Annotated in this window: 17 protein-coding genes, 1 tRNA gene and 1 pseudogene; 8 read left to right on the top strand and 11 right to left on the bottom strand. The window is 63.1% G+C overall.

Annotated features, from left to right (window positions below):
• Positions 1 to 22 precede the first annotated feature (22 nt).
• The 4 genes from BLR85_RS07110 to BLR85_RS07095 all read right to left on the bottom strand — a co-directional run bounded on the left by BLR85_RS07110 (position 23) and on the right by BLR85_RS07095 (position 3,241).
• Positions 23 to 325 carry a putative quinol monooxygenase gene (locus BLR85_RS07110; protein ID WP_139188323.1) on the bottom strand — a complete coding sequence of 101 codons (303 nt, stop codon included), beginning with the start codon at positions 323 to 325 and terminating at the stop codon, positions 23 to 25.
• 95 nt (positions 326 to 420) lie between these two features.
• Positions 421 to 1,218 carry an amino acid ABC transporter permease gene (locus tag BLR85_RS07105; RefSeq protein WP_093152466.1) on the bottom strand — a complete coding sequence of 266 codons (798 nt, stop codon included), beginning with the start codon at positions 1,216 to 1,218 and terminating at the stop codon, positions 421 to 423.
• Between the two features lie 137 nt (positions 1,219 to 1,355).
• Positions 1,356 to 2,147 (bottom strand): transporter substrate-binding domain-containing protein, encoded by a 792-nt coding sequence (locus BLR85_RS07100; RefSeq protein ID WP_093152460.1) that lies wholly within the window; start codon positions 2,145 to 2,147, stop codon positions 1,356 to 1,358.
• A 56-nt stretch (positions 2,148 to 2,203) separates the two neighbouring features.
• Positions 2,204 to 3,241, bottom strand: a complete 1,038-nt coding sequence (locus BLR85_RS07095; protein ID WP_093152453.1) for a HesA/MoeB/ThiF family protein — start codon at positions 3,239 to 3,241, stop codon at positions 2,204 to 2,206.
• A 374-nt stretch (positions 3,242 to 3,615) separates the two neighbouring features.
• Between BLR85_RS07095 and BLR85_RS07090 the strand changes: the two genes are divergently transcribed.
• From BLR85_RS07090 to BLR85_RS07070, 5 genes are all read left to right on the top strand, one after another.
• The gene (locus BLR85_RS07090; RefSeq protein WP_093152447.1) at positions 3,616 to 5,262 is read left to right on the top strand and encodes an Ig-like domain-containing protein; all 1,647 of its coding nucleotides are present in this window, start codon (positions 3,616 to 3,618) and stop codon (positions 5,260 to 5,262) included.
• A gap of 137 nt (positions 5,263 to 5,399) precedes the next feature.
• On the top strand, positions 5,400 to 6,611 hold the full coding sequence (locus BLR85_RS07085; protein WP_093152441.1) for an Ig-like domain-containing protein: 1,212 nt from the start codon (positions 5,400 to 5,402) through the stop codon (positions 6,609 to 6,611).
• Between the two features lie 73 nt (positions 6,612 to 6,684).
• A complete protein-coding gene (locus tag BLR85_RS07080) occupies positions 6,685 to 7,989 on the top strand; it encodes a TolC family protein (protein ID WP_244520639.1) in 1,305 nt (434 codons plus the stop codon).
• On the top strand, positions 7,986 to 10,202 hold the full coding sequence (locus tag BLR85_RS07075) for an ATP-binding cassette domain-containing protein (protein ID WP_244520638.1): 2,217 nt from the start codon (positions 7,986 to 7,988) through the stop codon (positions 10,200 to 10,202). The genes BLR85_RS07080 and BLR85_RS07075 overlap by 4 nt, the downstream gene beginning before the upstream one ends.
• Positions 10,199 to 11,380: a beta-barrel domain-containing protein gene (locus BLR85_RS07070; RefSeq protein ID WP_093152434.1), complete on the top strand. Its 1,182-nt coding sequence runs from the start codon at positions 10,199 to 10,201 to the stop codon at positions 11,378 to 11,380. The genes BLR85_RS07075 and BLR85_RS07070 overlap by 4 nt, the downstream gene beginning before the upstream one ends.
• Positions 11,381 to 11,383: 3 nt before the next feature.
• On the opposite strand, the gene BLR85_RS07065 is transcribed toward BLR85_RS07070, so the two are convergent.
• The 4 genes from BLR85_RS07065 to BLR85_RS07050 form a co-directional block, all read right to left on the bottom strand.
• Entirely contained in the window at positions 11,384 to 12,091 is a 708-nt protein-coding gene (locus tag BLR85_RS07065) for a trypsin-like serine peptidase (protein ID WP_170844474.1), read from the bottom strand.
• A gap of 368 nt (positions 12,092 to 12,459) precedes the next feature.
• Complete coding sequence (locus BLR85_RS07060; protein ID WP_093152426.1) at positions 12,460 to 12,828, bottom strand: hypothetical protein; 369 nt, start codon at positions 12,826 to 12,828, stop codon at positions 12,460 to 12,462.
• 138 nt (positions 12,829 to 12,966) lie between these two features.
• Positions 12,967 to 13,051, bottom strand: a tRNA-Leu gene (locus BLR85_RS07055).
• A 63-nt stretch (positions 13,052 to 13,114) separates the two neighbouring features.
• Positions 13,115 to 13,681 carry a tetratricopeptide repeat protein gene (locus BLR85_RS07050; protein ID WP_244520637.1) on the bottom strand — a complete coding sequence of 189 codons (567 nt, stop codon included), beginning with the start codon at positions 13,679 to 13,681 and terminating at the stop codon, positions 13,115 to 13,117.
• 94 nt (positions 13,682 to 13,775) lie between these two features.
• Here BLR85_RS07050 and BLR85_RS07045 point away from each other — a divergent pair, with 94 nt between their 5' ends.
• Positions 13,776 to 14,534: a rhomboid family intramembrane serine protease gene (locus BLR85_RS07045; protein WP_093152422.1), complete on the top strand. Its 759-nt coding sequence runs from the start codon at positions 13,776 to 13,778 to the stop codon at positions 14,532 to 14,534.
• A 16-nt stretch (positions 14,535 to 14,550) separates the two neighbouring features.
• Here BLR85_RS07045 and BLR85_RS29040 read toward each other — a convergent pair whose 3' ends face one another.
• The 3 genes from BLR85_RS29040 to BLR85_RS07030 form a co-directional block, all read right to left on the bottom strand.
• Positions 14,551 to 14,691: a hypothetical protein gene (locus tag BLR85_RS29040; RefSeq protein ID WP_212635029.1), complete on the bottom strand. Its 141-nt coding sequence runs from the start codon at positions 14,689 to 14,691 to the stop codon at positions 14,551 to 14,553.
• Positions 14,692 to 14,801: 110 nt separating this feature from the next.
• Entirely contained in the window at positions 14,802 to 15,593 is a 792-nt protein-coding gene (locus BLR85_RS07035; protein WP_093152412.1) for an inositol monophosphatase family protein, read from the bottom strand.
• A gap of 118 nt (positions 15,594 to 15,711) precedes the next feature.
• On the bottom strand, positions 15,712 to 16,635 hold the full coding sequence (locus BLR85_RS07030; RefSeq protein ID WP_093152407.1) for a LysR family transcriptional regulator: 924 nt from the start codon (positions 16,633 to 16,635) through the stop codon (positions 15,712 to 15,714).
• Positions 16,636 to 16,728: 93 nt separating this feature from the next.
• Here BLR85_RS07030 and metF point away from each other — a divergent pair, with 93 nt between their 5' ends.
• Positions 16,729 to 17,595: a methylenetetrahydrofolate reductase [NAD(P)H] gene (metF, locus tag BLR85_RS07025; RefSeq protein WP_093152404.1), complete on the top strand. Its 867-nt coding sequence runs from the start codon at positions 16,729 to 16,731 to the stop codon at positions 17,593 to 17,595.
• Positions 17,596 to 17,862: 267 nt separating this feature from the next.
• Positions 17,863 to 18,132: pseudogene (locus tag BLR85_RS07020) on the top strand (transposase); the annotation flags it as partial.
• Positions 18,133 to 18,149 lie beyond the last annotated feature (17 nt).

The raw sequence follows: 18,149 nt of genomic DNA, 5'->3' as shown, positions 1-18,149 counted from the left end.
CCAACCTATCAATGACGTTACGTCAGATCCGGTCCAGCACGCGCACCGACATCGGTAGCTTCGGATCGAGCATGTCGTTGAATTCGGAATCGTTCTCGGACATTTCCTGCATCGAGCTGCGATAGCTGTCGAGATCGTCGTTGGACGCGAAGATCCCGTAGCCGGTGAAAACCGTTGGGTCCGCGTGATCCTGCAGGAAGTGGAATTGCAGCACGCCGGGCTTGGAGCGCGCGAACTGCTCGGCCTTGCGCATGCGCCTGCGGGCATAGCCCAGCTTCTCGGTGCGAACCTTGAAATCGACGAGCGAATAGACGGGCGGTTTCACACTGCTCTCCTTGTTTGTCAGATGGGTCACGTAGGCGTGCGACTTGCGCCTTTCAATTCCCACCAACGTTTCGGGGCACTCTTTCCGGCGCGGGCTCAGCCCGGTTTCTGGCGCATGTGCCTTTCGAGCCGCCGCAGCAGGAGCGAGAGCGTCACCGTCATCGTCAGGTAGAGGAAGGCCACCACGTTATAGGTCTCGAAATAGTGGAAGTTTCCGGCGGCCGTGACCTTGCCCAACTGGGTGATGTCGAGCACGCCAAGCACCGAGACGAGCGAGGAATCCTTGATCATCGCGATGAAATCATTGCCAAGCGGCGGCAGGATGGTCCGGATCGCCTGTGGAAAGACGATGAAGCGGAAGCGCTGCCAGCCATTCAGCCCGAGCGCCTTGGCGGCCTCCACCTGCCCCTCGTCCACCGAGAGCAGGCCGGCGCGAAACACCTCGGCGATGAAGGCGGAATAGCCGATGGTCAGCGCCAGGATGGCCCGCCAGAGCAGGGGAAATTCGCGGGTTCGTATTGTCTCCCGCCCCATACCCTCCAGCAACCAGTTGATCGCGGCCACCAGCGCCGGCGCGATGACGAAGGCGACGTAGAGCAGCAGAACGAGGATCGGCAGGCCGCGCACGATCTCGATATAAAAACGCGCGACTTGCCGCAGGACGCGGTAGCGTGAAAGCCCCGCAACGGCCAACAAGAGTCCGATCAGGCAGGCCGTGGAAAAACCGATCGCCGTGACGAAGAGCGTGATGCCCACGCCCCGGCTGAGCGTGCCCAGAACCTGCGTGTAGAGATCGTCCGAGATAATCCGGTAGAGGAAAAACCCACCCAGCCCGCAAGCGGCCAACAGCCACCAGGGGAATTCTCCGGCGTATTCGTCGTTTTGCGGTGTCATGAAGGCCTTTCGGGACGGCGTTCATGCCCCTTTAGCAGCAATTCGCGGCAGGCCGCAACGTCGGCTCCGGTAGCACTCGGCCCAAGGCTGGCGCCCCACGCCGCGCGGGCAGCGCGGGGGGCTGTTTCAAATGGCGCTCAGCCGCCCATCTTGAAATCGAGGAACCATTTCTTGTTCAGCGCCTCCATGGTGCCGTCTTCCTTCATCTCGGCGATGGCGGCGTTGAACGGCGCCACGAGATCGGATCCCTTGGGAAAGATGAAGCCAAAATCCTCGGTTCCGAGCGGCTCGCCGATGATCTTCAGCGTGCCCTCGGAGGCCGCGACATAGCCATTTGCAGCAGTACCGTCGGAAAGCGCGAGGTCCACATCGCCGGTGCGCAGCGCCTGGATGGCGGCGCCGAAGGTCTCGAAGAGCTTCATGCGCGGGTTCTGCTCGTTGCCGTCGAGAATATCATAGATGCCGACATAGAAAGGCGTCGTGCCTGGCTGCGCACCGATCAGCAAATCGTCATTGGCGGCGAACTCGGTGTGGTTGGTGAAGCGGTCCTCATCGCCGGCCACGATCATCCGCATCTCGGAACGCATATAGGCATCCGAGAAATCGACCTTCTCCATACGGTCTTCGCGGATGGTGATGCCGGTCATGCCAAGATCGTACTGGCCTTCGGACACGGCCGGGATCATCGCATCCCAGGAGATGTTCTCGTAGACCACGGTAATGTTGAGCCGTTTGGCGATCTCTTCCATCGCGTCATATTCCCAGCCGACGGCCTCACCGGAGGCGGGATCGACGAATTGCAGCGGCGGATAGGCGTTCTCGGTGACAACCGTGACTTCCTTGCCGCCGAGATCGGGCGTTTCGGCCTGGATCGGGCCGGCGGCCAGACCGACGAATGCAGCCGCGGCGATGGTATGAATCAACTTCATGAGAGTGTCTCCTTTGGGTCCGTGCGCAGTATGGCCGGCGCGGGCGCACTGTCCAGTCAGCCCGTGCAGATCGGGCAATCGGGACGCTGCGAAAGCATGAATTGCCGGGTTTCGGCATAGAGCGCGTCATAGATGAGCATCCGTCCGCGCAAGGGCTCGCCCGCGCCAGAGAGGACCTTCACCGCTTCGACAGCCATCATCGTCCCCACGACCCCCGGCAGGGGCCCGAGTACACCCGCCGCCGCGCAGGACGGCGCCAGTTCCGGCGCGGGTGCCTGCGGGAAGACGCATTGGTAACAGGGCGCGCCATTGGCGGGGTCGAAGACCGAGATCTGCCCCTCCCACTGACTGAGCGCGCCAGAGACCAACGGCACGCCGCAGGCCACCGCGGCGCGGTTCACGAGATAGCGCGTGTCGAAATTGTCGGTTCCATCCAGCACGAGGTCATATTCGGCAATCAGGTCCCGCGCGATCTCCTCGGTCAGTTCGCGGTGATAGGGTTTCACCTCGACAAACGGATTGCGCGCTTTCATGGCCCGCATCGCCGAAAACACCTTGGGCGTCCCGATATCTTCCTCGCGGTGCAGGATCTGGCGTTGCAGGTTGCTGCCGTCGACCGTGTCGCCGTCGATCACGCCGATCGTCCCCACGCCCGACGTTGCGAGGTAAAACAGCGCGGGCGAGCCGAGCCCACCGGCCCCGACCACCAAAACACGGGACTGTTTCAGCTTTTTCTGCCCCGGACCGCCCAACTCCCGCAGCACGATATGGCGCGCGTATCGCTCCAGCTCTCCCTCGGCAAAGCTGCCCGGTTTCGCGACGGGCACCGCCTCGACCGGTTGCGCCCGCGCCTTGAGCCAGTTGACCCCCTTGAAATAGAGCGCCACAAGCACGCCAAAGCCCCCCAGCAGCAGCCAGAAGGCCGGCGACTCCCCGGTTGCCTCCCGCAGAGGATGCCCATCGGGCAGGACAAGCTGCTCAAGGACGACGACCGCGTACAGAAATGCGATCATCGTCCAGCGCACCCTGCCGGATGCACCCATTGCGTGACCGACACCCCAAAGCACAGCGGCCAGCGCCAGAACCAGTATCATCCTAGGCCTCCCAACTGGACCAACCGGAACCCGGCCCGGTCAGGGCGGCGGGCACCGAAAATCCGATCTCTCACCTTTGCGGGTTTCAGCTTGCAAATGTCCATGCCCAAACTCGATTTTCCTCTGCGGGCACTGCATCGGCGCATGGGTTTGCCCGCTCAAATCAGCTTTCCCCCGGGACTAGCGGAGGCCAAAGCTACGTTTGCGTCACCCGCTAATCTCAATGATTCGTTAACTTTTTCCACATTTTTTGCACCATTGCCACAATTCTTCCACAGGGGTTAATACTTCTGGATTGACACCGATATTCGCGTATAGTTTCCCGCAATCAAGCAAGGGCAAAAGCCCCAAAATTCATCGAGCGGTGGGTTCAAATGAATGTTTACAAGTATGCCGTCCGGGATTCCGGAGGGGTTTTTCGTGGCGAAACATCGGACGCTGCAAACGCGACAATTGCGGTCGGCGAGGCCTCCGAAGTTTCTCTCAATATTTCTCCCGGAAACGTCTCTTCATACACACGGCAGGGGTCCGATCTGGTCCTGCACCTGTCGAATGGAGAGACCATTACCCTTCAGGGGTATTTTGCCGGAACGCAGGCCGAGGACCGGGAGCTGCTGCTCAGCCGGGACGGAGAGCTGCACCTGGTGGCCTTCACCGACAATGTCGGCGACGAGTATTTTGCACAATACACGGCGGTCGATATCACGGGAAAATGGAGCTCGTATGACCAGATGACCTTCCTCGATCTCGACGATGTCGAGCCGGTCATCGCGCCGCTTGTCGCGCCAGCCCTGGGAATGGGCGGCCTTGGCGTTCTCGGCGCCGGCGGCGCAGCGGCGGCATTCGCTACTTCTGGCGGCGATGACGGCAAAGATGGCGATGGCGATGGCGGTTCGGATGGAGAAGATCCCGCCAAGACCGGTGACGGCGAAGCAGCGCCCGAAGACACTGGAGGCAGCGGCACCCCGGGTGGCACTGGCGGAGGGACCGCCAGCGATGGCGGCTCCGGTGATGGAGGCGATGGCACGGGCGACGGCGGCGGCTCCGGAGGCGACGGCAACGGGTCCGGCAGCACGCCCATCATTCCGACCGTTGACAATCCCGATGGCGAATACGACGTCGGCGGCAATGGCGACGGCAGCGTCACGATCACCGGCACGGGCGAGCCCGGCGCGTCTCTAACGGTCGAGATCGACGGCAACACGCAGAGCACGACCGTGGGCGAGGATGGCTCCTGGAGCGTGACCTTCGAGTCCGACCAGATCGCGACCGGCGAATATGAAACGGCCGTGACGATCACATCGAGCGATGCGCGCGGCAATACGACCGTCATTAACGAGGTGCTCGACGTCGACACGATCCCGCCCGAGGTCGACCTCGGCACGGTCGAGGGCGACGACGTGATCAATGCCGCGGAAGCCTCCGACGGCGTCACGCTCAGCGGCAGCGGCGAGGCGGGCAGCACGCTTTCCGTGGAGTTCCAGGGCCAGACCCGGACGACCACGATCGGCGAGGACGGCGCGTGGTCCATCGACTACGCGGCCTCCGAGATCACCCCGGGCACCTACGAGTCCGAGGTGACGATCACCGCGACCGATGGCGCGGGCAATTCCTCGACCGAGACATTCTCCCTTCAGGTGGATACCGAGACCGGCGCCGGGATCGATTCCGGCCAGTTGGGCGGCGATGACGTTGCCAACGCGGCCGAGCAATCCGCCGGCATCACGCTGACAGGAACCGCCGAGGCCGGCGCGACGGTGGAAGTGACCCTTGTCGGGGTCACCAAGACAGTCACAGCAGGCCAGGACGGCACGTGGTCGGCCTCCTACACCTCCTCGGAGATCCCGCAAGGCACCTACGAGACGACCGTCTCGGTGGTCGCGACCGACGCCGCGGGCAACAGCGCGACGGCCAACCATGTCATTGGCGTGGATACCGAAACCTTCGTTACCTACGATGCCGGTCAGGCCGGCGCGACGACACGGCGAACGCGGCGGAGGTCGCCTCCGGGGTGGGCCTGACCGGCACCGCCGAAGCCGGGGCAACGGTGCTCGTCGAACTTGCGGGCACCTCGCACAGCGTGGTTGCGGATGCGGATGGAAACTGATCCGCCAGCTTCGCTTCGAACGAGATCCCGCAAGGAACCTACGATGCGACCGTGACCGTCACCGCGACCGACGCGGCGGGCAACTCCAGCACCACGACGGGCACGGTGCATGTCGACACCGAGATCAACGTGGGCATCGACAGCGGCCAGGCTGGGGGCGACGACATCGCCAATGCCGAGGAAGTCACCAACGGCGTCACCCTGACCGGGACGGCAGAGGCCGGATCGCAGGTTCAGGTGTCGCTGGCAGGCGCCACCGACTATGTGACTGCCGATGCCGACGGCAACTGGAGCAGCACCTTCGCCTCCTCGCAGATCGCGCAGGGGGAATACGATGCCACCGTCACGGTGATCGCGACCGATGACGCCGGCAACGCGGCCAGTTCCTCCGCGATCCTGCGCATCGACACCAGCACGAATGTGTCGATGGATACGGGCATGTTCGTGACGCCCGTCAATGCCGAGCAGCTTCAGAACGGTGTCGAACTGGACGGAACGGCCGAGGCCGGCGCAGTGGTGCTGGTCACGGTGGACGGGGTCGTGCGCGAGACGGTCGCCGACGAGAACGGCCACTGGATGGTGACCTACGAGGATGGCAGCCTGCCGGAAGGGACGTATAACGCCTCGGCCAACGTGGAAGTGACCGACATTGCCGGCAACACCGCCACGACCAGTGCCACCTTCCTGGTGGACACGGAAGTGACCAACCCGTTGATCAAGTCGGTGACCTTTGCCGATGACGACGTCACGTCGCTCTCGATCTCGACCGATGACCAGGCGTTCGACTTCTACGCGCTCAACCCGGATGGGACCGCCACCGAGTTGAGCACGACCGAATTCGCGCTGAGTCCCGAGGAGTCGCTGGTCGTTCTCAACCCGAGCGCCTCAGACGGAACGCATCTTGTCATCGCCGCGACGGACGATGCCGGGAATACCTCCGATACGCTGCTCGTTCTGGATGACAACGTGACCAATACCGGCACGCTGGAGCACAATCAGATCGACGGCTTCAATATTGAAGGTATCGAGCTGGACTATGCATCGGACGCCAATCTGACCCTCACGGAAGACATGATCCGGGATCTGTCGAGCACCTCCGATACGGTCACGGTCCACGGCGGTTCGGACGATACCGTCACGATCGAGAATGCAGCCAAGACAACGCAAACCGTCGATATCGAAGGCGAAACCTACGATATCTACACGGTTGGCGATGATGGAGTGACGGTTGTCATCGATCAAGACATCAACGTTGTCATCTAAAGGTGACAGGCAGCGGGGCGGCTCGTCCGCCCCGACACTCCCCGGGGAACGCGGACGCGTCGCCGGGACTGCCGTGTTTTGCAGACTGCTTCCGGCCGCCGCGCTCGTCGTGCTGGGCGGTTGCATGGAGATGGACAGCGAAGCGATCCAATCCCGGCTCAAGCTGCCCTTCGGGCAGGAGCAGGAACAGGTGAGCCAGGGCGCGGGCAACTTCGTGCAGGAGGACCGCTCCGACGGGTCGGAGATCTTCGACACGCTTCTGGCCCGCCGCTCGGTCATTCCCGAGGACAGCACGCTTTCGCAAGTCGCCGATATCGCGCTGGCCTCCGGGGCACGCGCCTCCGAGGCCGAACTGCGCACCGCCAAACTGCGTGCCGAGGCGGAAGACAAGAACTGGCTGCCGACGCTGGAACCCACCGTCTCGCTGACCAGCCTGGGCGACGTGGTGACCGGGCTCATCGTCGAGCAGGTGCTCTATGATCACGGTCGCAAGAAAGCCGAGCGCGAATATGCCGCCGCCGACGTGGAGGTGGCCGCCGTCACTCTCTCGCAGGACATGAACGACCGCGTCTACACCGCGCAATCTCTCTTCGTGGAAGCGGTCAAGAACCAGCACCGCGCCGCGCTGGCAGACCGGGCGCTCGCGCAGATGAACCGGTTCCGCAAGATCGTCTACGGCCGTGTCGAAGGCGGAGTATCCGACAAGGGAGACCTGCGGATGGTCGACACCCGGTCCAGTTCGCTGCGCACGCAGCGCGATACCGCCCGCGAGGCGGCACAGACCGCGCTTTCCGAGCTGACCGCGATGACGGGAACGAGCTTCCAGATCGCAGATGTCGGCAAGCTTGGCATTTCCGCCCTGCCCGAGGTCGAGGCGCTCGCCGTCGTCAAGGCAAAGGCCGAGGCCGGGCGCAACATCGCCCGCGCCAAGGTGGAACGCGCCGGCCAGCTTCCGGGGATCGGCGCTGTTGCAAGCAGCGGCTCGGCCGCGCTGCAACTGGTGAGCGAAACCGGCCTCGGCTTTGGCACCGCCGCCCGGATCAAGGCGATCGAATCCACCAAGGAGACCGCGCTCTTGCAGGTCGACGAGGCGCGCGAGGATTCCGCCCGCGCCCGCAGCCGGTTGCAGAACCGCATCGAGAGCCTGAAGCGCCAACAGGCCGAGGCCGAGGGGCTGGCCCGCGAAGGCCAGGAAACTTACCGCCTGTTCGAGGCTCAGTTCCGGGCCGGGCAGCGCTCAGTCCTCGAAGTGGTCGATATCTACGAACAGTCCATCCAGCGCGAGATGGAAGGGCTGAACGCGAAATACGATACGCTGCTGGCCGAGCTGCAGCTTGCCCGGGATCTTGGCCTTCTAGCCAATGGAGAGGCGATTTGAACAAGGTGCACACCCCGGTCATCGTCTCCATCGAGACCGTCCAGCCGGCCGACGCGGCCAATTCCGCCGAACCGGCGGGAGCGCCGCCCAGAAAGGCAGACACCAGTGCGCTGGCCGCGAGGGTCGAGCATCGCGCCAAGCTCCTCTCGACGATGGCCGGCCTGCACGGGGTTGAAACCCCGGCGCGCGACCTATCGGAATTCATGTGGAAACACGCACCGGGCAAGGTCTCCGTTGAGGCGCAGGCGCTGGCGCTGGCGCTGGCCTCGACAGGCCTTGATGCCCGCGTGGTGCGCAACCAGAAAGTCGCGCCCGCTTGCTGGCCCGCCATCGCCTTCATGGCGAACGGGCAATCGGTGCTGGTTCTGGAGCAGCGGGAGCACAGCCTCACGATCTTCGACGAGACTTGCCCCGACAACCGCACCGAGGTCCCCGTCGCAGAGTTCGCGCCCTTCTTCTCTGGAACGGTGCTGAAGGCGCGGGTCACTCTGCGGCAACTGGCGGATCGCCATGTCGGGCAGGCGACGCGCGGGCATTGGTTCTGGGGCGAGTTCCAGCATTACCGCCGCCACGTGGCCGAGATCATGCTGGGCTCGCTGGTGGCCAACATGCTGGCCGTGGCCGTGGCGCTGTTCTCGCTGCAGGTCTATGACCGGGTCATTCCGCATCAGTCCCAATCGACCCTCTGGGTGCTGGCCATTGGCGCGCTCGCGGCGATCACGCTTGAGGGCATGCTCAAGATCGCCCGCGCCCGGATGAGCGACGCGACAGGGCAGCGGATGGAGTTGTCCATCCAGGAAAAACTGATGCGCCGCCTGCTGGGCATGCGCTCGGACAAGCGCCCCCTGCCCCCGTCGGGCCTGTTCGCCGCGATGCGCGATTTCTGTATGGTGCGGGATTTCTTTACCTCCTCCACCATCTCCGTGCTGGCCGATGTCCCCTTCATTGTCCTCTTCCTTGCGCTCGTCGCCTCGATAGCGGGCAATGTCGTCTGGGTGCTGATGCTGGGCGGGATTTTGATGGTTCTGCCAGCCTATTTCCTGCAGCGCAGGATGGTGGCGCTCTCGCGCGAAAACCAGGGCACCTCGGCCAAGCTCGGCCGACTGCTGCAGGAAGTGATCACCGAGGCCGACACGGTCAAGACGCAGCGCGGCGAGGAACGTGTACTGCGGCTGTGGAACGAGCTGAACGAGGCTTCCTCCTACAGCTCCGCCGAGCAACGCCGCCTGTCGAGCACGCTGACCTTCTGGTCGCAGGGCGTGCAGCAATGCACCTATATCTCAACCGTCGTGATCGGCACCTATCTCGTCTTTGCCGGGCAGTTCACGGTCGGCACGATCATCGCCACCGGCATCCTGACCAGCCGCACGCTGGCGCCTCTGACACAGTTCGCGGGTGTTCTGGCGCGTTGGAGCAATGTGCGCGGCGCGCTGGAAAATCTCGAACAGATCGCGCTGGCCGAGCAGGAAAAGGATAGCGAACGGAGCTATCTGCGCCGGGAGTCGCTGCGTGGACAATTCGAGTTGAGCGACCTGACCTTCCATTACGACGAAGATGCCGCGCCAACGCTGGATATCTCCGGCGTGGTCATCAAGCCGGGCCAGCATGTCACCATTCTCGGCGCCAATGGCTCGGGAAAATCCACGCTTCTGAAGCTGCTGGCCGGGCTTTATGGGCCGAGCCGCGGGCGGATCCTGCTCGACGGCACCGAAATGTCCCAGATCGACCCGCGCGACCTGCGCCGCGGCATCGGCTATCTCGGGCAGGATGTGCGCCTGTTTGCCGGCAGTCTTCGGGACAACCTCACCCAGCTCGAACGCAACGATGACCGGCTGATGAAGGCGCTGGATTTCGCCGGGCTCGGCGCCTTCCTGCGCAGCCACCCGCAAGGGCTGGACCTGCAGATCCGCGACGGCGGGGAGGGGCTCTCCGTCGGGCAGCGCCAATCCATCGGCTGGGCGCGGCTCTGGCTGCAGAATCCGCAGATCGCGTTGCTGGACGAGCCGACCGCTGCGCTCGACCAGACGCTGGAACGCACGCTGGTCAGCCGGCTGGGCAAGTGGCTCGACGGGCGCACGGCGCTGATCGCCACCCACCGCACGCCGATCCTCGCACTGACCGACCGCACGCTGATCCTGCAGGCCGGTCGCCTCGCCGTGGACGGGCCGCGTGAACAGGTCCTGGCGCATCTGGCCTCGGGAGACCGCCGATGAGCGTTCTGACCCATGAGACCGAAACCGGGCTTGAACAGCAGATCCGCGCCTCGCGGCTGACGATCCGGCTGATCGCGCTGGCGGTGGGGCTGTTCGTGCTCTGGTCGGCCTTTGCCTGGGTGGACGAGATCGTGCGCGCGGATGGGCAGGTCGTCTCGTCCTCGCGCTCGCAAAGTGTCCAGAACCTCGAAGGCGGCATCCTTGCGGAGCTGGCGGTCAAACAGGGCGACCTTGTCGAGGCCGGACAGGTTCTGGCGACGCTGCAGGATACTCGCTTCCGCACTGCCTTCGACGATCTTCAAGACCAGATCGACGCGCTGCTGATCCGCCGGATCCGGCTGGAAGCCGAGATCGACGGCGCGGCGGAATTCATCGTTCCCGAGGATCTCGCCGAGCGCTCCCCGCGCATCCTTTCCTCCGAAAGGGCGCTGTTGCGGGCTCGCCAGACGGATCTGGAAAGCCGGAGCGAGGGCGCGTTGGCGCAGCTGGAGCAGGCCAAGTCCGAACTGGCCAACATGGAGAAGCTCTACAAGAAGGAATTCGTCGCCCTGCTGGAGGTCAACAAGGCCCGAGACAAGGCAACCGAGGCCGATATTCGCTACAAGGACATCCTGACCCAGGCGGAACTGGAACTGGCCGAGGATTACTCCGAAACGCTCAAGGAGATCACCTCGCTCCGTCAGGAAATCCGGCTGGCGCAGGACCAGTTGAGCCGCACCGTGATCACCGCGCCGATGCGCGGCATCGTCAACAATCTCGGGGTGACGACCATCGGCGGCGTTATCCGGCCGGGCGAGGAGATCTTCGAGATCATCCCCTTGGGCGAGGAGCTGTTCGTCGAAGCCCGCGTGCGCCCCGAGAATATCGCCGACGTGGTGACCGGGCAGGATGCCTCGATCAATCTCACGGCTTATGACTACACGATCTATGGAACGCTCAAGGGCAAGGTGGATTTCATCTCCGCCGACACGTTCGAGGACGAGCGCGACCCCTCCGCCCCGCCGTTTTACCGGGTCACCGTGACGGTGGATGTGAATGCACTGACCGAGCGGCAGAAGGCGATCGAGATCCGCCCCGGCATGCGCGCACTGGTCGAGTTGCATACCGGATCGAAGACGATCCTGCATTACCTGATGAAGCCGCTCTACAAGTCGAAAGAAGCGTTTCGGGAGCCGTAGGGCCTAGCCGCCCGACATGAGCCGCAAGGTGCTGGCGCTCAGCGTGGTTCCAACCGACACCTTCTTGCCGTTCATCGCCGCCTTGGCTGACACGACGGAAACCACAGCGGGACGGTTGCCCTTGTTCAGCGCGATCACCGGCGCACCGGAGGCACCGTAATCCACCTCACAGGACATGACCAGGGTCTGCAATTCCCGCGCCAGAACCATGCAGGGATATTCCATGATCGGGTTGCTCTTGTTCCCGAGCGTGTAGGACATCACCGCAAGCGCGTCGCCCCTCTCAAGGCCGGGATTGAAATCGAGCGGCAGCACGGTCTCGCTGGAAATCGGGCTTTGCAAGCGTAGCAGCGCAAGGTCGTTGCCGAGCTGGGCATTCCCCTTGCGGTGGCGGTAGTCGGGATGTTCCTTCGCGCTGGCTACCTTGCGCACCGCGCTGGCCTGGCCCTGCTTCAGTCCGGCCTGGAACTCTATCTTCTTCGGATCCACCCGCCGCCCGCTCCGGGGATCATACAGGCAATGAGCCGCTGTCAGTACCGTGTCCGGCGAAACCAGCGCCCCCGTGCACATCGCGTTACCGGAAACGATCAGCCGACCGACGGCCGTCTCGCCCGGAAAGGAGTCGAACTGCCGCGTGCTTTTCGCGGAAATCCCCCCGCCCATGACCGGCAGCAGGGTCAGGGCAAGCAATATCGTTTTCGCAGCGCGCATTCGGCCTCCGATGGTCTTTGGAGCCAAAAGACCCGACCGCTGCGGCGACATTCAGGCGAAATACGCACCTTTTGCGTCGCTTTCTGAGGCCTGGATTCGATACGGGCCGCAACCCGGCTCCCGGCAGACATTTCGTAACCCGCTGAAAATCAATGGCAGTTTCAGAATCAGACGAGCTACCCCCAGGTCATGCTGACTCGGGGGCATGTATGAGTCCACGAAAACCGTCCCCGCGGCAGACCAGCCCGCCGCAATGGGGCCTTCATTGGGAAACACCCCCGCATCCCTGACACGATTGGCGCCAGGACGATTCACCGGGCTGGAGAGCCGGACTTTGTATGGGAAACCGGCCGTCGTCGGCGCGAAGGTCAGAAATGCTGTTTGGGCTCGTCCGGCTTGCCAGCGGCCACGGCGAGCAGGCCACCCGTGAGGCAAAATCCGATCGGGAACATGGTGAAAACGCCAAAGCCGAAGGTGTAATACATCAACCCGCCCGCAACGAGCATCATCAGCCCGCCCCAGAGCGCCCGGCTCTTGGCCATCGCGCCCCCGGCAATGGCCAGCAGCGGGGCGAGGAAACTCGCCACGCGGATCAGTTCGGCATTCTGCGGCCGGCCGAAGACCTCGCCGACCTCCTCGTAATTCCGAATGACCTCTGTATAGCCAAAACCAAAGAACCCGATCACCAGGGCGATAAGCCCCCCGATCAACCCAAGCGTCAGCGCCGCGTTGCGCATGCAAATACCTCTCAGCGCCCCAAGCGCTTGTTTTTTCGATCTCGCTTAGAGGTAAGTGTCCGCACCGGTGGGTATCAAGGGGAGAATTTGGAAACAGTGGATATAGCGCGGGGCCATTGTTTCGCTCGCGGCGGAAGGTGGTGCGGGCGGCGGGAGTCGAACCCGCACGGGCCACGCCCGAGCGATTTTAAGTCGCTTGTGTCTACCATTCCACCACGCCCGCAACATGCCCGGAATAGGCCTTGCGCGCGCGGGCGGCAAGAGGGGAGCGTCCTCTCGGCGGATCTCAAAGTTCCGAGTCGGAAATCCGGCCTTCGAGAACCGGAACAAGGTCGCGCTCCTTCAACCACGGGTTGAGCGACAGGGCCGATTTCAGGTCCTGCAACGCCTCGACATCCCTGCCGAGCGCCATCAGCGCCATGGCCCGGCCGGTCAAGGCGCCCAGATGGTCGGGCGCGCGCGCAAGGGCGCGGTCCAGGTCCTTCAGCGCGGGCTCGTAATCCTGCCGGATGAAAAGCACGAAAGCCCGCTGGTTGTAGCCTTCGGCATAGGTCGGGCAATAGCCAACGAGCGCATCGAATGCCGCCATCGCGGCATCGAGATCAAAGACAGACCGCCGTTCGATCCCGGCATCGAGCAGGTCCTGGGAATGCGCATCCGGCGCCTTGGCCCAGATCTCCCAGAGTTGGTTGGTCAGAAGCTGCGCGGAGCGGGCATCGGGCGCAACGCGCACCTGTTCCATCAGCTCGTTGTGGAGAGGATCGGTTTCAGAAACCTCGGGGCAAGCGAGGCCGGCGGTGGCTCCAAAAGCGATCCAGAGGGACGAAAGCCCCGTGAGTGTTGCACGATTCATACCTCAACGATGCGCGTTTCACCGCTTCGGTCAATTCACGGCTGCGTCAGAGCCTTTTGCTTGACCGGGCGGAACGGCCCGCTAGCCTCCGTCCATGTTTCCGATCCGCGATCATAACCCCTCGGGGCGCACGCCCTTCATCACCTATTTGCTGATCGCGGCCAATGTGCTGATCTTCCTGTCTTATTGGGATCTCCTGAACTACCCGCGGGATCTCATGATCTTCTACGATCACTATGCGCTGATTCCGGCGCGGCCGAGCCTGGGCAGCTATCTCACCTCGATGTTCCTGCATGGCGGGATTCTGCACCTGCTGGGCAACATGCTGTTCCTGTGGATCTTCGGCGACAACCTCGAAGACGAAATGGGGCATGGCGGATTCGCGCTCTTCTACCTGGCCAGCGGCGTCGCGGCCGGCCTTGTGCACGTCATGCTTTCCCCCGGCTCTACGGTGCCAACCGTTGGCGCTTCCGGTGCGATTGCAGGCGTCATGGGGGGCTACCTGCTGCTGTTTCCCCGCGCCCGTGTAGACGTACTGCTGATCATCATCATCCTGATCCGGGTCATCTCCGTGCCGGCCTGGGCGATGCTGCTGCTGTGGTTCGGCTTGCAGCTGCTGGGCGCAGCCGGCTCCGACCCCGATACGGGCGGGGTTGCCTACTCGGCCCATGCGGGCGGCTTCGTGGTCGGGGCTGTTTTCGCATTGCCAGTTTGGTTAAAACGCGGCGGGCCGGCTTTCTGGAACAGGACGCATGGGGCGCCACCGCACCCGGTTGCCCGCTACGATCGCAGCAGCATTCCACGGGTCCGACGGAAACGCGGCCATATCCCGCCTGTGCATCGGCGCAAATGATCCGCCGGTTGGCGCATCAATCGAAAGATGTCTTGATTTCGTAATCCGTGGTCGTATCCGCAATGTCGGTCGCGACTATTACGACATTGGCACGCCACAAGTGAATGGAACCGAGCGCCATGCTGACGACAGCCGCAGTCAGTACGACCCAATCCACCGTGACCGCTCCGCGGTCTTCGGATTGGAAACGGGCAAATAGCCGCCGGAGGAGAGCATTCGGTTTCATTACTCCACATTGTCGAGCAAATGTGGCGCAAAATCGACGGATCAGCGGCTTCGAATTGTCTGAGCGAACTTGGTGAACACGCCGCCATTGCCCGCAATCAGCATCTGGTCCTCGAAAATATCGCGTCCCTCGTAGAGCGGCTCGACGAAACCGCCGGCCTCGCGCACGATGACCAAACCCGCTGCAATGTCATGCGTTTTGGCTTCGCGCTCCCAGTAGCCGTCATATCGGCCGGCGGCGACGTAGGCGAGGTCGAGCGCGGCAGATCCCCAGCGGCGGACGCCAGCACATTGTGGCATCAGGCGGGCAAGATCCTGCATCATGGCCGGCAGGGTGCGCATGCTGCCCCAGGGGATACCGGTGGCGAAAACCGACTCGATCATGCGGGTCCGGCCGGAAACGCGGATCCGCTGGTCGTTATTGAGCCAGGCGCCCGCGCCTTTCTCGGCATAGAACATCTCGTCCTTGGCCGCGTCGAACACGACGCCGGCCACGATCTCGCCCTTGTGCTCCAACGCAATGGACACCGCCCAATGCGGCAAGCCGTGCAGGAAATTGGTGGTTCCGTCCAGCGGGTCCACGATCCAGCGGCGGGTCGGGTCCTTGCCAGCCACTTCGCCGGTTTCCTCGCCAAGCCAGCCATAGCTCGGGCGCGCGGCCGTCAGCTCTGCGTGGATGATCTCCTCGGCGCGCAGGTCAGCCTTGGTAACGAAATCTCCCGGCCCCTTGGTGCCAACCTGGAGATTTTCCACTTCGCGGAAATCCTTGACCAGCGAACGGCCTGCCATGCGGGCGGCCTTGATCATGACGTTGAGATTTGCGCTGCCCTGCATCGGTCCGGCTCCTGATGATTCAAGCCGGTCGTATACTGGCCTGAACTGCAGAAGGGAAGCCACGTCGCGCCCGCCGGAAAACCGGCCGGCCGGATGCCGCTGCCGCCCGTTTCCCCGCTCAGCCGATCGGTTGATCCTGCGCCCGTTGCAGCCGGGACGGAATGGTGCGCGCCAGCCGCAGGAAATGTGCCATGAAGGGCTTCTCGATATCCTCCGTGCGGCTGGCCGCATAGAGGCGGCGTGTCAGTCCGTTCTCTGTGAGCTTCCGGGTGACATAGTCGGAATTGTAACGCACCTCGCGCACAACCCAGTCCGGCAACACCGCGACACCGCGATTGGAAGCGACGAGGAGCAGGATGACGGCCGTCAGTTCCACCTGCCGAACGCCGCGCGGTTCGACCCGTGCCGGCATCAACAACTGGCTGAACACGTCGAGCTTGGAGCGCTCCACCGGGTAAGTGATAAGCGTTTCGCTGCGGAAATCCTCGGCATCAATGAAAGGGCGATCGGCCAGGGGATGCCGGGAGGACGCCACGAATACCGGCGAGTAGTCAAAGAGCGGGTTGAAGGTCACGCCCTCGATCTTCTCGGGATCCGAAGAAATGACCACGTCCACCTCTTCCTTCCAAAGCGCGGTCAACGCATCGAAGGCGAGGCCAGGGCGGATATCGACATCGACATCCGGCCAGGCCTTGCGGAACTCCTCCAGCACCGGGAAGAGCCACTCGAAACAAGCATGACATTCGATGGCAATATGCAGCCGCCCGGACTTTCCGGCGCGCAAGCCGTCGAACTCCTCCTCCAGCGCCGCCATCTCGGGCAGCACCCGCTCGGCGGTGCGCAACATGCGCTGCCCCGCCGCCGAGAGCTTGAGCGGCTTGGAACGCCGCACGAAGAGCTCCATACCCGCTTGATCTTCAAGGCCTTTTACCTGGTGGCTCAGCGCCGACTGCGTGATGTTGAGCATATCGGCCGCCCGAGCAAGCCCGCCAGCCTCGTGGATTGCCTTGATCGTACGCAGATGGCGGAGTTCTACATGCATGTCTGACTCATGATCTTTGTGAGAATTATGAAATTGCCTCACGACGCGGAATATGCGAGGTCGAATACCGACACAAGAGGATGAAAAACCGCCATGCCCGCCCCGCACGTCTCCTTCGAATTCTTTCCGCCCCGCTCGGTCGAAGCTTCCTTCCGGCTGCACGAGACCGTGAAAGCGCTTGCCCCGCTCAAGCCCGAATTCGTCTCGGTGACCTATGGCGCCGGCGGCACCACGCGCCGGCTGACCCACGAGGCGGTCTCCGCGATCCATCGCACGACCGATCTGCGGGTCGCCGCGCACCTGACCTGCGTCGATGCAACCCGTGAAGAAACGCTGGAAATCGCCAGGACCTACGCCGCCGAAGGCGTGACAGATATCGTTGCGCTTCGTGGCGACCCGCCGAAAGGCGCGACCCGTTTCGAGCCGCATCCCGAAGGCTTCGCCGATACGTGCGAGCTGATCTCGGCGCTGCGCGACAGCGGCGATTTCACCATTCGCGTCGGCGCCTACCCGGACCGCCACCCCGAAGCGACCAGCGATCTGGCCGATGTCGAGTGGCTGAAGCGCAAGATCGACGCCGGTGCGCATGAAGCGATCACCCAGTTCTTCTTCGAGGCGGAAACGTTCTTCCGCTTCCGCGATGCCTGCGAGAAGGCCGGTATCGACGCGCCCATACTGCCGGGCATCCTGCCCATCGAGCATTGGGGCAACACGAAACGTTTTGCCCAGCGCTGCGGCGCCAATGTTCCGGCCTGGCTCGACGAGGCATTTGCGAATGCCGAGCGCGACGGGCGCGAGGAGTTGCTCGCCATTGCCGTCGCGACGGAGCTGTGTTCCGATCTGATCGAAGGCGGTGCCGGCCACCTGCATTTCTACACGTTGAACAAGCCGCACCTGACGCATGACATCTGCCATGCGATCGGCATCGTGCAGGATGCGACCTTGCAGGATGTTGCCTGAAAGCGCAGGGGCGTTTGCCGAAAATGACAGGATAATAAAGGTCCTGGCCTCCTCGATATGGACGTCAGGACCTGTAATGTGTTGGCAAAACATCAGTTTATGCCCGCATCGGACATTACCCAACGTTATTAAGGAATTCCTCATTGAGAACTGTAACAGTTCCGGAAGAGCAGTTCTGAGGCAAGCATGATCGGTTACGAATACCTCCTGCTGGAGTGCCCCGTCTGAACTGGTCCACCGTTATGTTTAGGGAACGGAGGACTGAGAATGGCGAACAAGCGGCACAAGCCGGAAGAGATAGTTCAGAAGTTACGGCAGGTTGATGTGCTTGTCGGGCAAGGAATTGCGCGTGTGGATGCGATCCGCGAGGTGCGCATAACGGAGCAGACCTACTATCGCTGGCGCAAGCAGTACGGCGGGATGGGAACCGACCAACTGAAGGAGCTCAAGCGGCTTCAGAAAGAGAACGAACGGCTTCGAAAAGCCGTGTCAGACCTGACGCTGGACAAGCTCATCCTGAAGGAAGCTGCACGGGGAAACTTCTGAGCCCCGCT

Source organism: Aliiruegeria lutimaris (assembly GCF_900099935.1).
Lineage (GTDB): Bacteria > Pseudomonadota > Alphaproteobacteria > Rhodobacterales > Rhodobacteraceae > Tropicimonas > Tropicimonas lutimaris.
The sequence above is the reverse complement of the archived record's forward strand: the minus strand, read 5'-3'. Positions and strand labels throughout refer to the sequence as shown.

What these genes read in the sequence shown, in the direction of transcription:
- BLR85_RS07065 (WP_170844474.1), bottom strand. Translation starts at nt 12,091, where the DNA reads ATGCGCGCTGCGAAAACGATATTGCTTGCCCTGACCCTGCTGCCGGTC.
- BLR85_RS07105 (WP_093152466.1), bottom strand. Translation starts at nt 1,218, where the DNA reads ATGACACCGCAAAACGACGAATACGCCGGAGAATTCCCCTGGTGGCTG.
- BLR85_RS07095 (WP_093152453.1), bottom strand. Translation starts at nt 3,241, where the DNA reads ATGATACTGGTTCTGGCGCTGGCCGCTGTGCTTTGGGGTGTCGGTCAC.
- BLR85_RS07090 (WP_093152447.1), top strand. Translation starts at nt 3,616, where the DNA reads ATGAATGTTTACAAGTATGCCGTCCGGGATTCCGGAGGGGTTTTTCGT.
- BLR85_RS07045 (WP_093152422.1), top strand. Translation starts at nt 13,776, where the DNA reads ATGTTTCCGATCCGCGATCATAACCCCTCGGGGCGCACGCCCTTCATC.
- BLR85_RS07050 (WP_244520637.1), bottom strand. Translation starts at nt 13,681, where the DNA reads ATGAATCGTGCAACACTCACGGGGCTTTCGTCCCTCTGGATCGCTTTT.
- BLR85_RS07035 (WP_093152412.1), bottom strand. Translation starts at nt 15,593, where the DNA reads ATGCAGGGCAGCGCAAATCTCAACGTCATGATCAAGGCCGCCCGCATG.
- metF (WP_093152404.1), top strand. Translation starts at nt 16,729, where the DNA reads ATGCCCGCCCCGCACGTCTCCTTCGAATTCTTTCCGCCCCGCTCGGTC.
- BLR85_RS07070 (WP_093152434.1), top strand. Translation starts at nt 10,199, where the DNA reads ATGAGCGTTCTGACCCATGAGACCGAAACCGGGCTTGAACAGCAGATC.
- BLR85_RS07030 (WP_093152407.1), bottom strand. Translation starts at nt 16,635, where the DNA reads ATGCATGTAGAACTCCGCCATCTGCGTACGATCAAGGCAATCCACGAG.
- BLR85_RS07100 (WP_093152460.1), bottom strand. Translation starts at nt 2,147, where the DNA reads ATGAAGTTGATTCATACCATCGCCGCGGCTGCATTCGTCGGTCTGGCC.
- BLR85_RS07060 (WP_093152426.1), bottom strand. Translation starts at nt 12,828, where the DNA reads ATGCGCAACGCGGCGCTGACGCTTGGGTTGATCGGGGGGCTTATCGCC.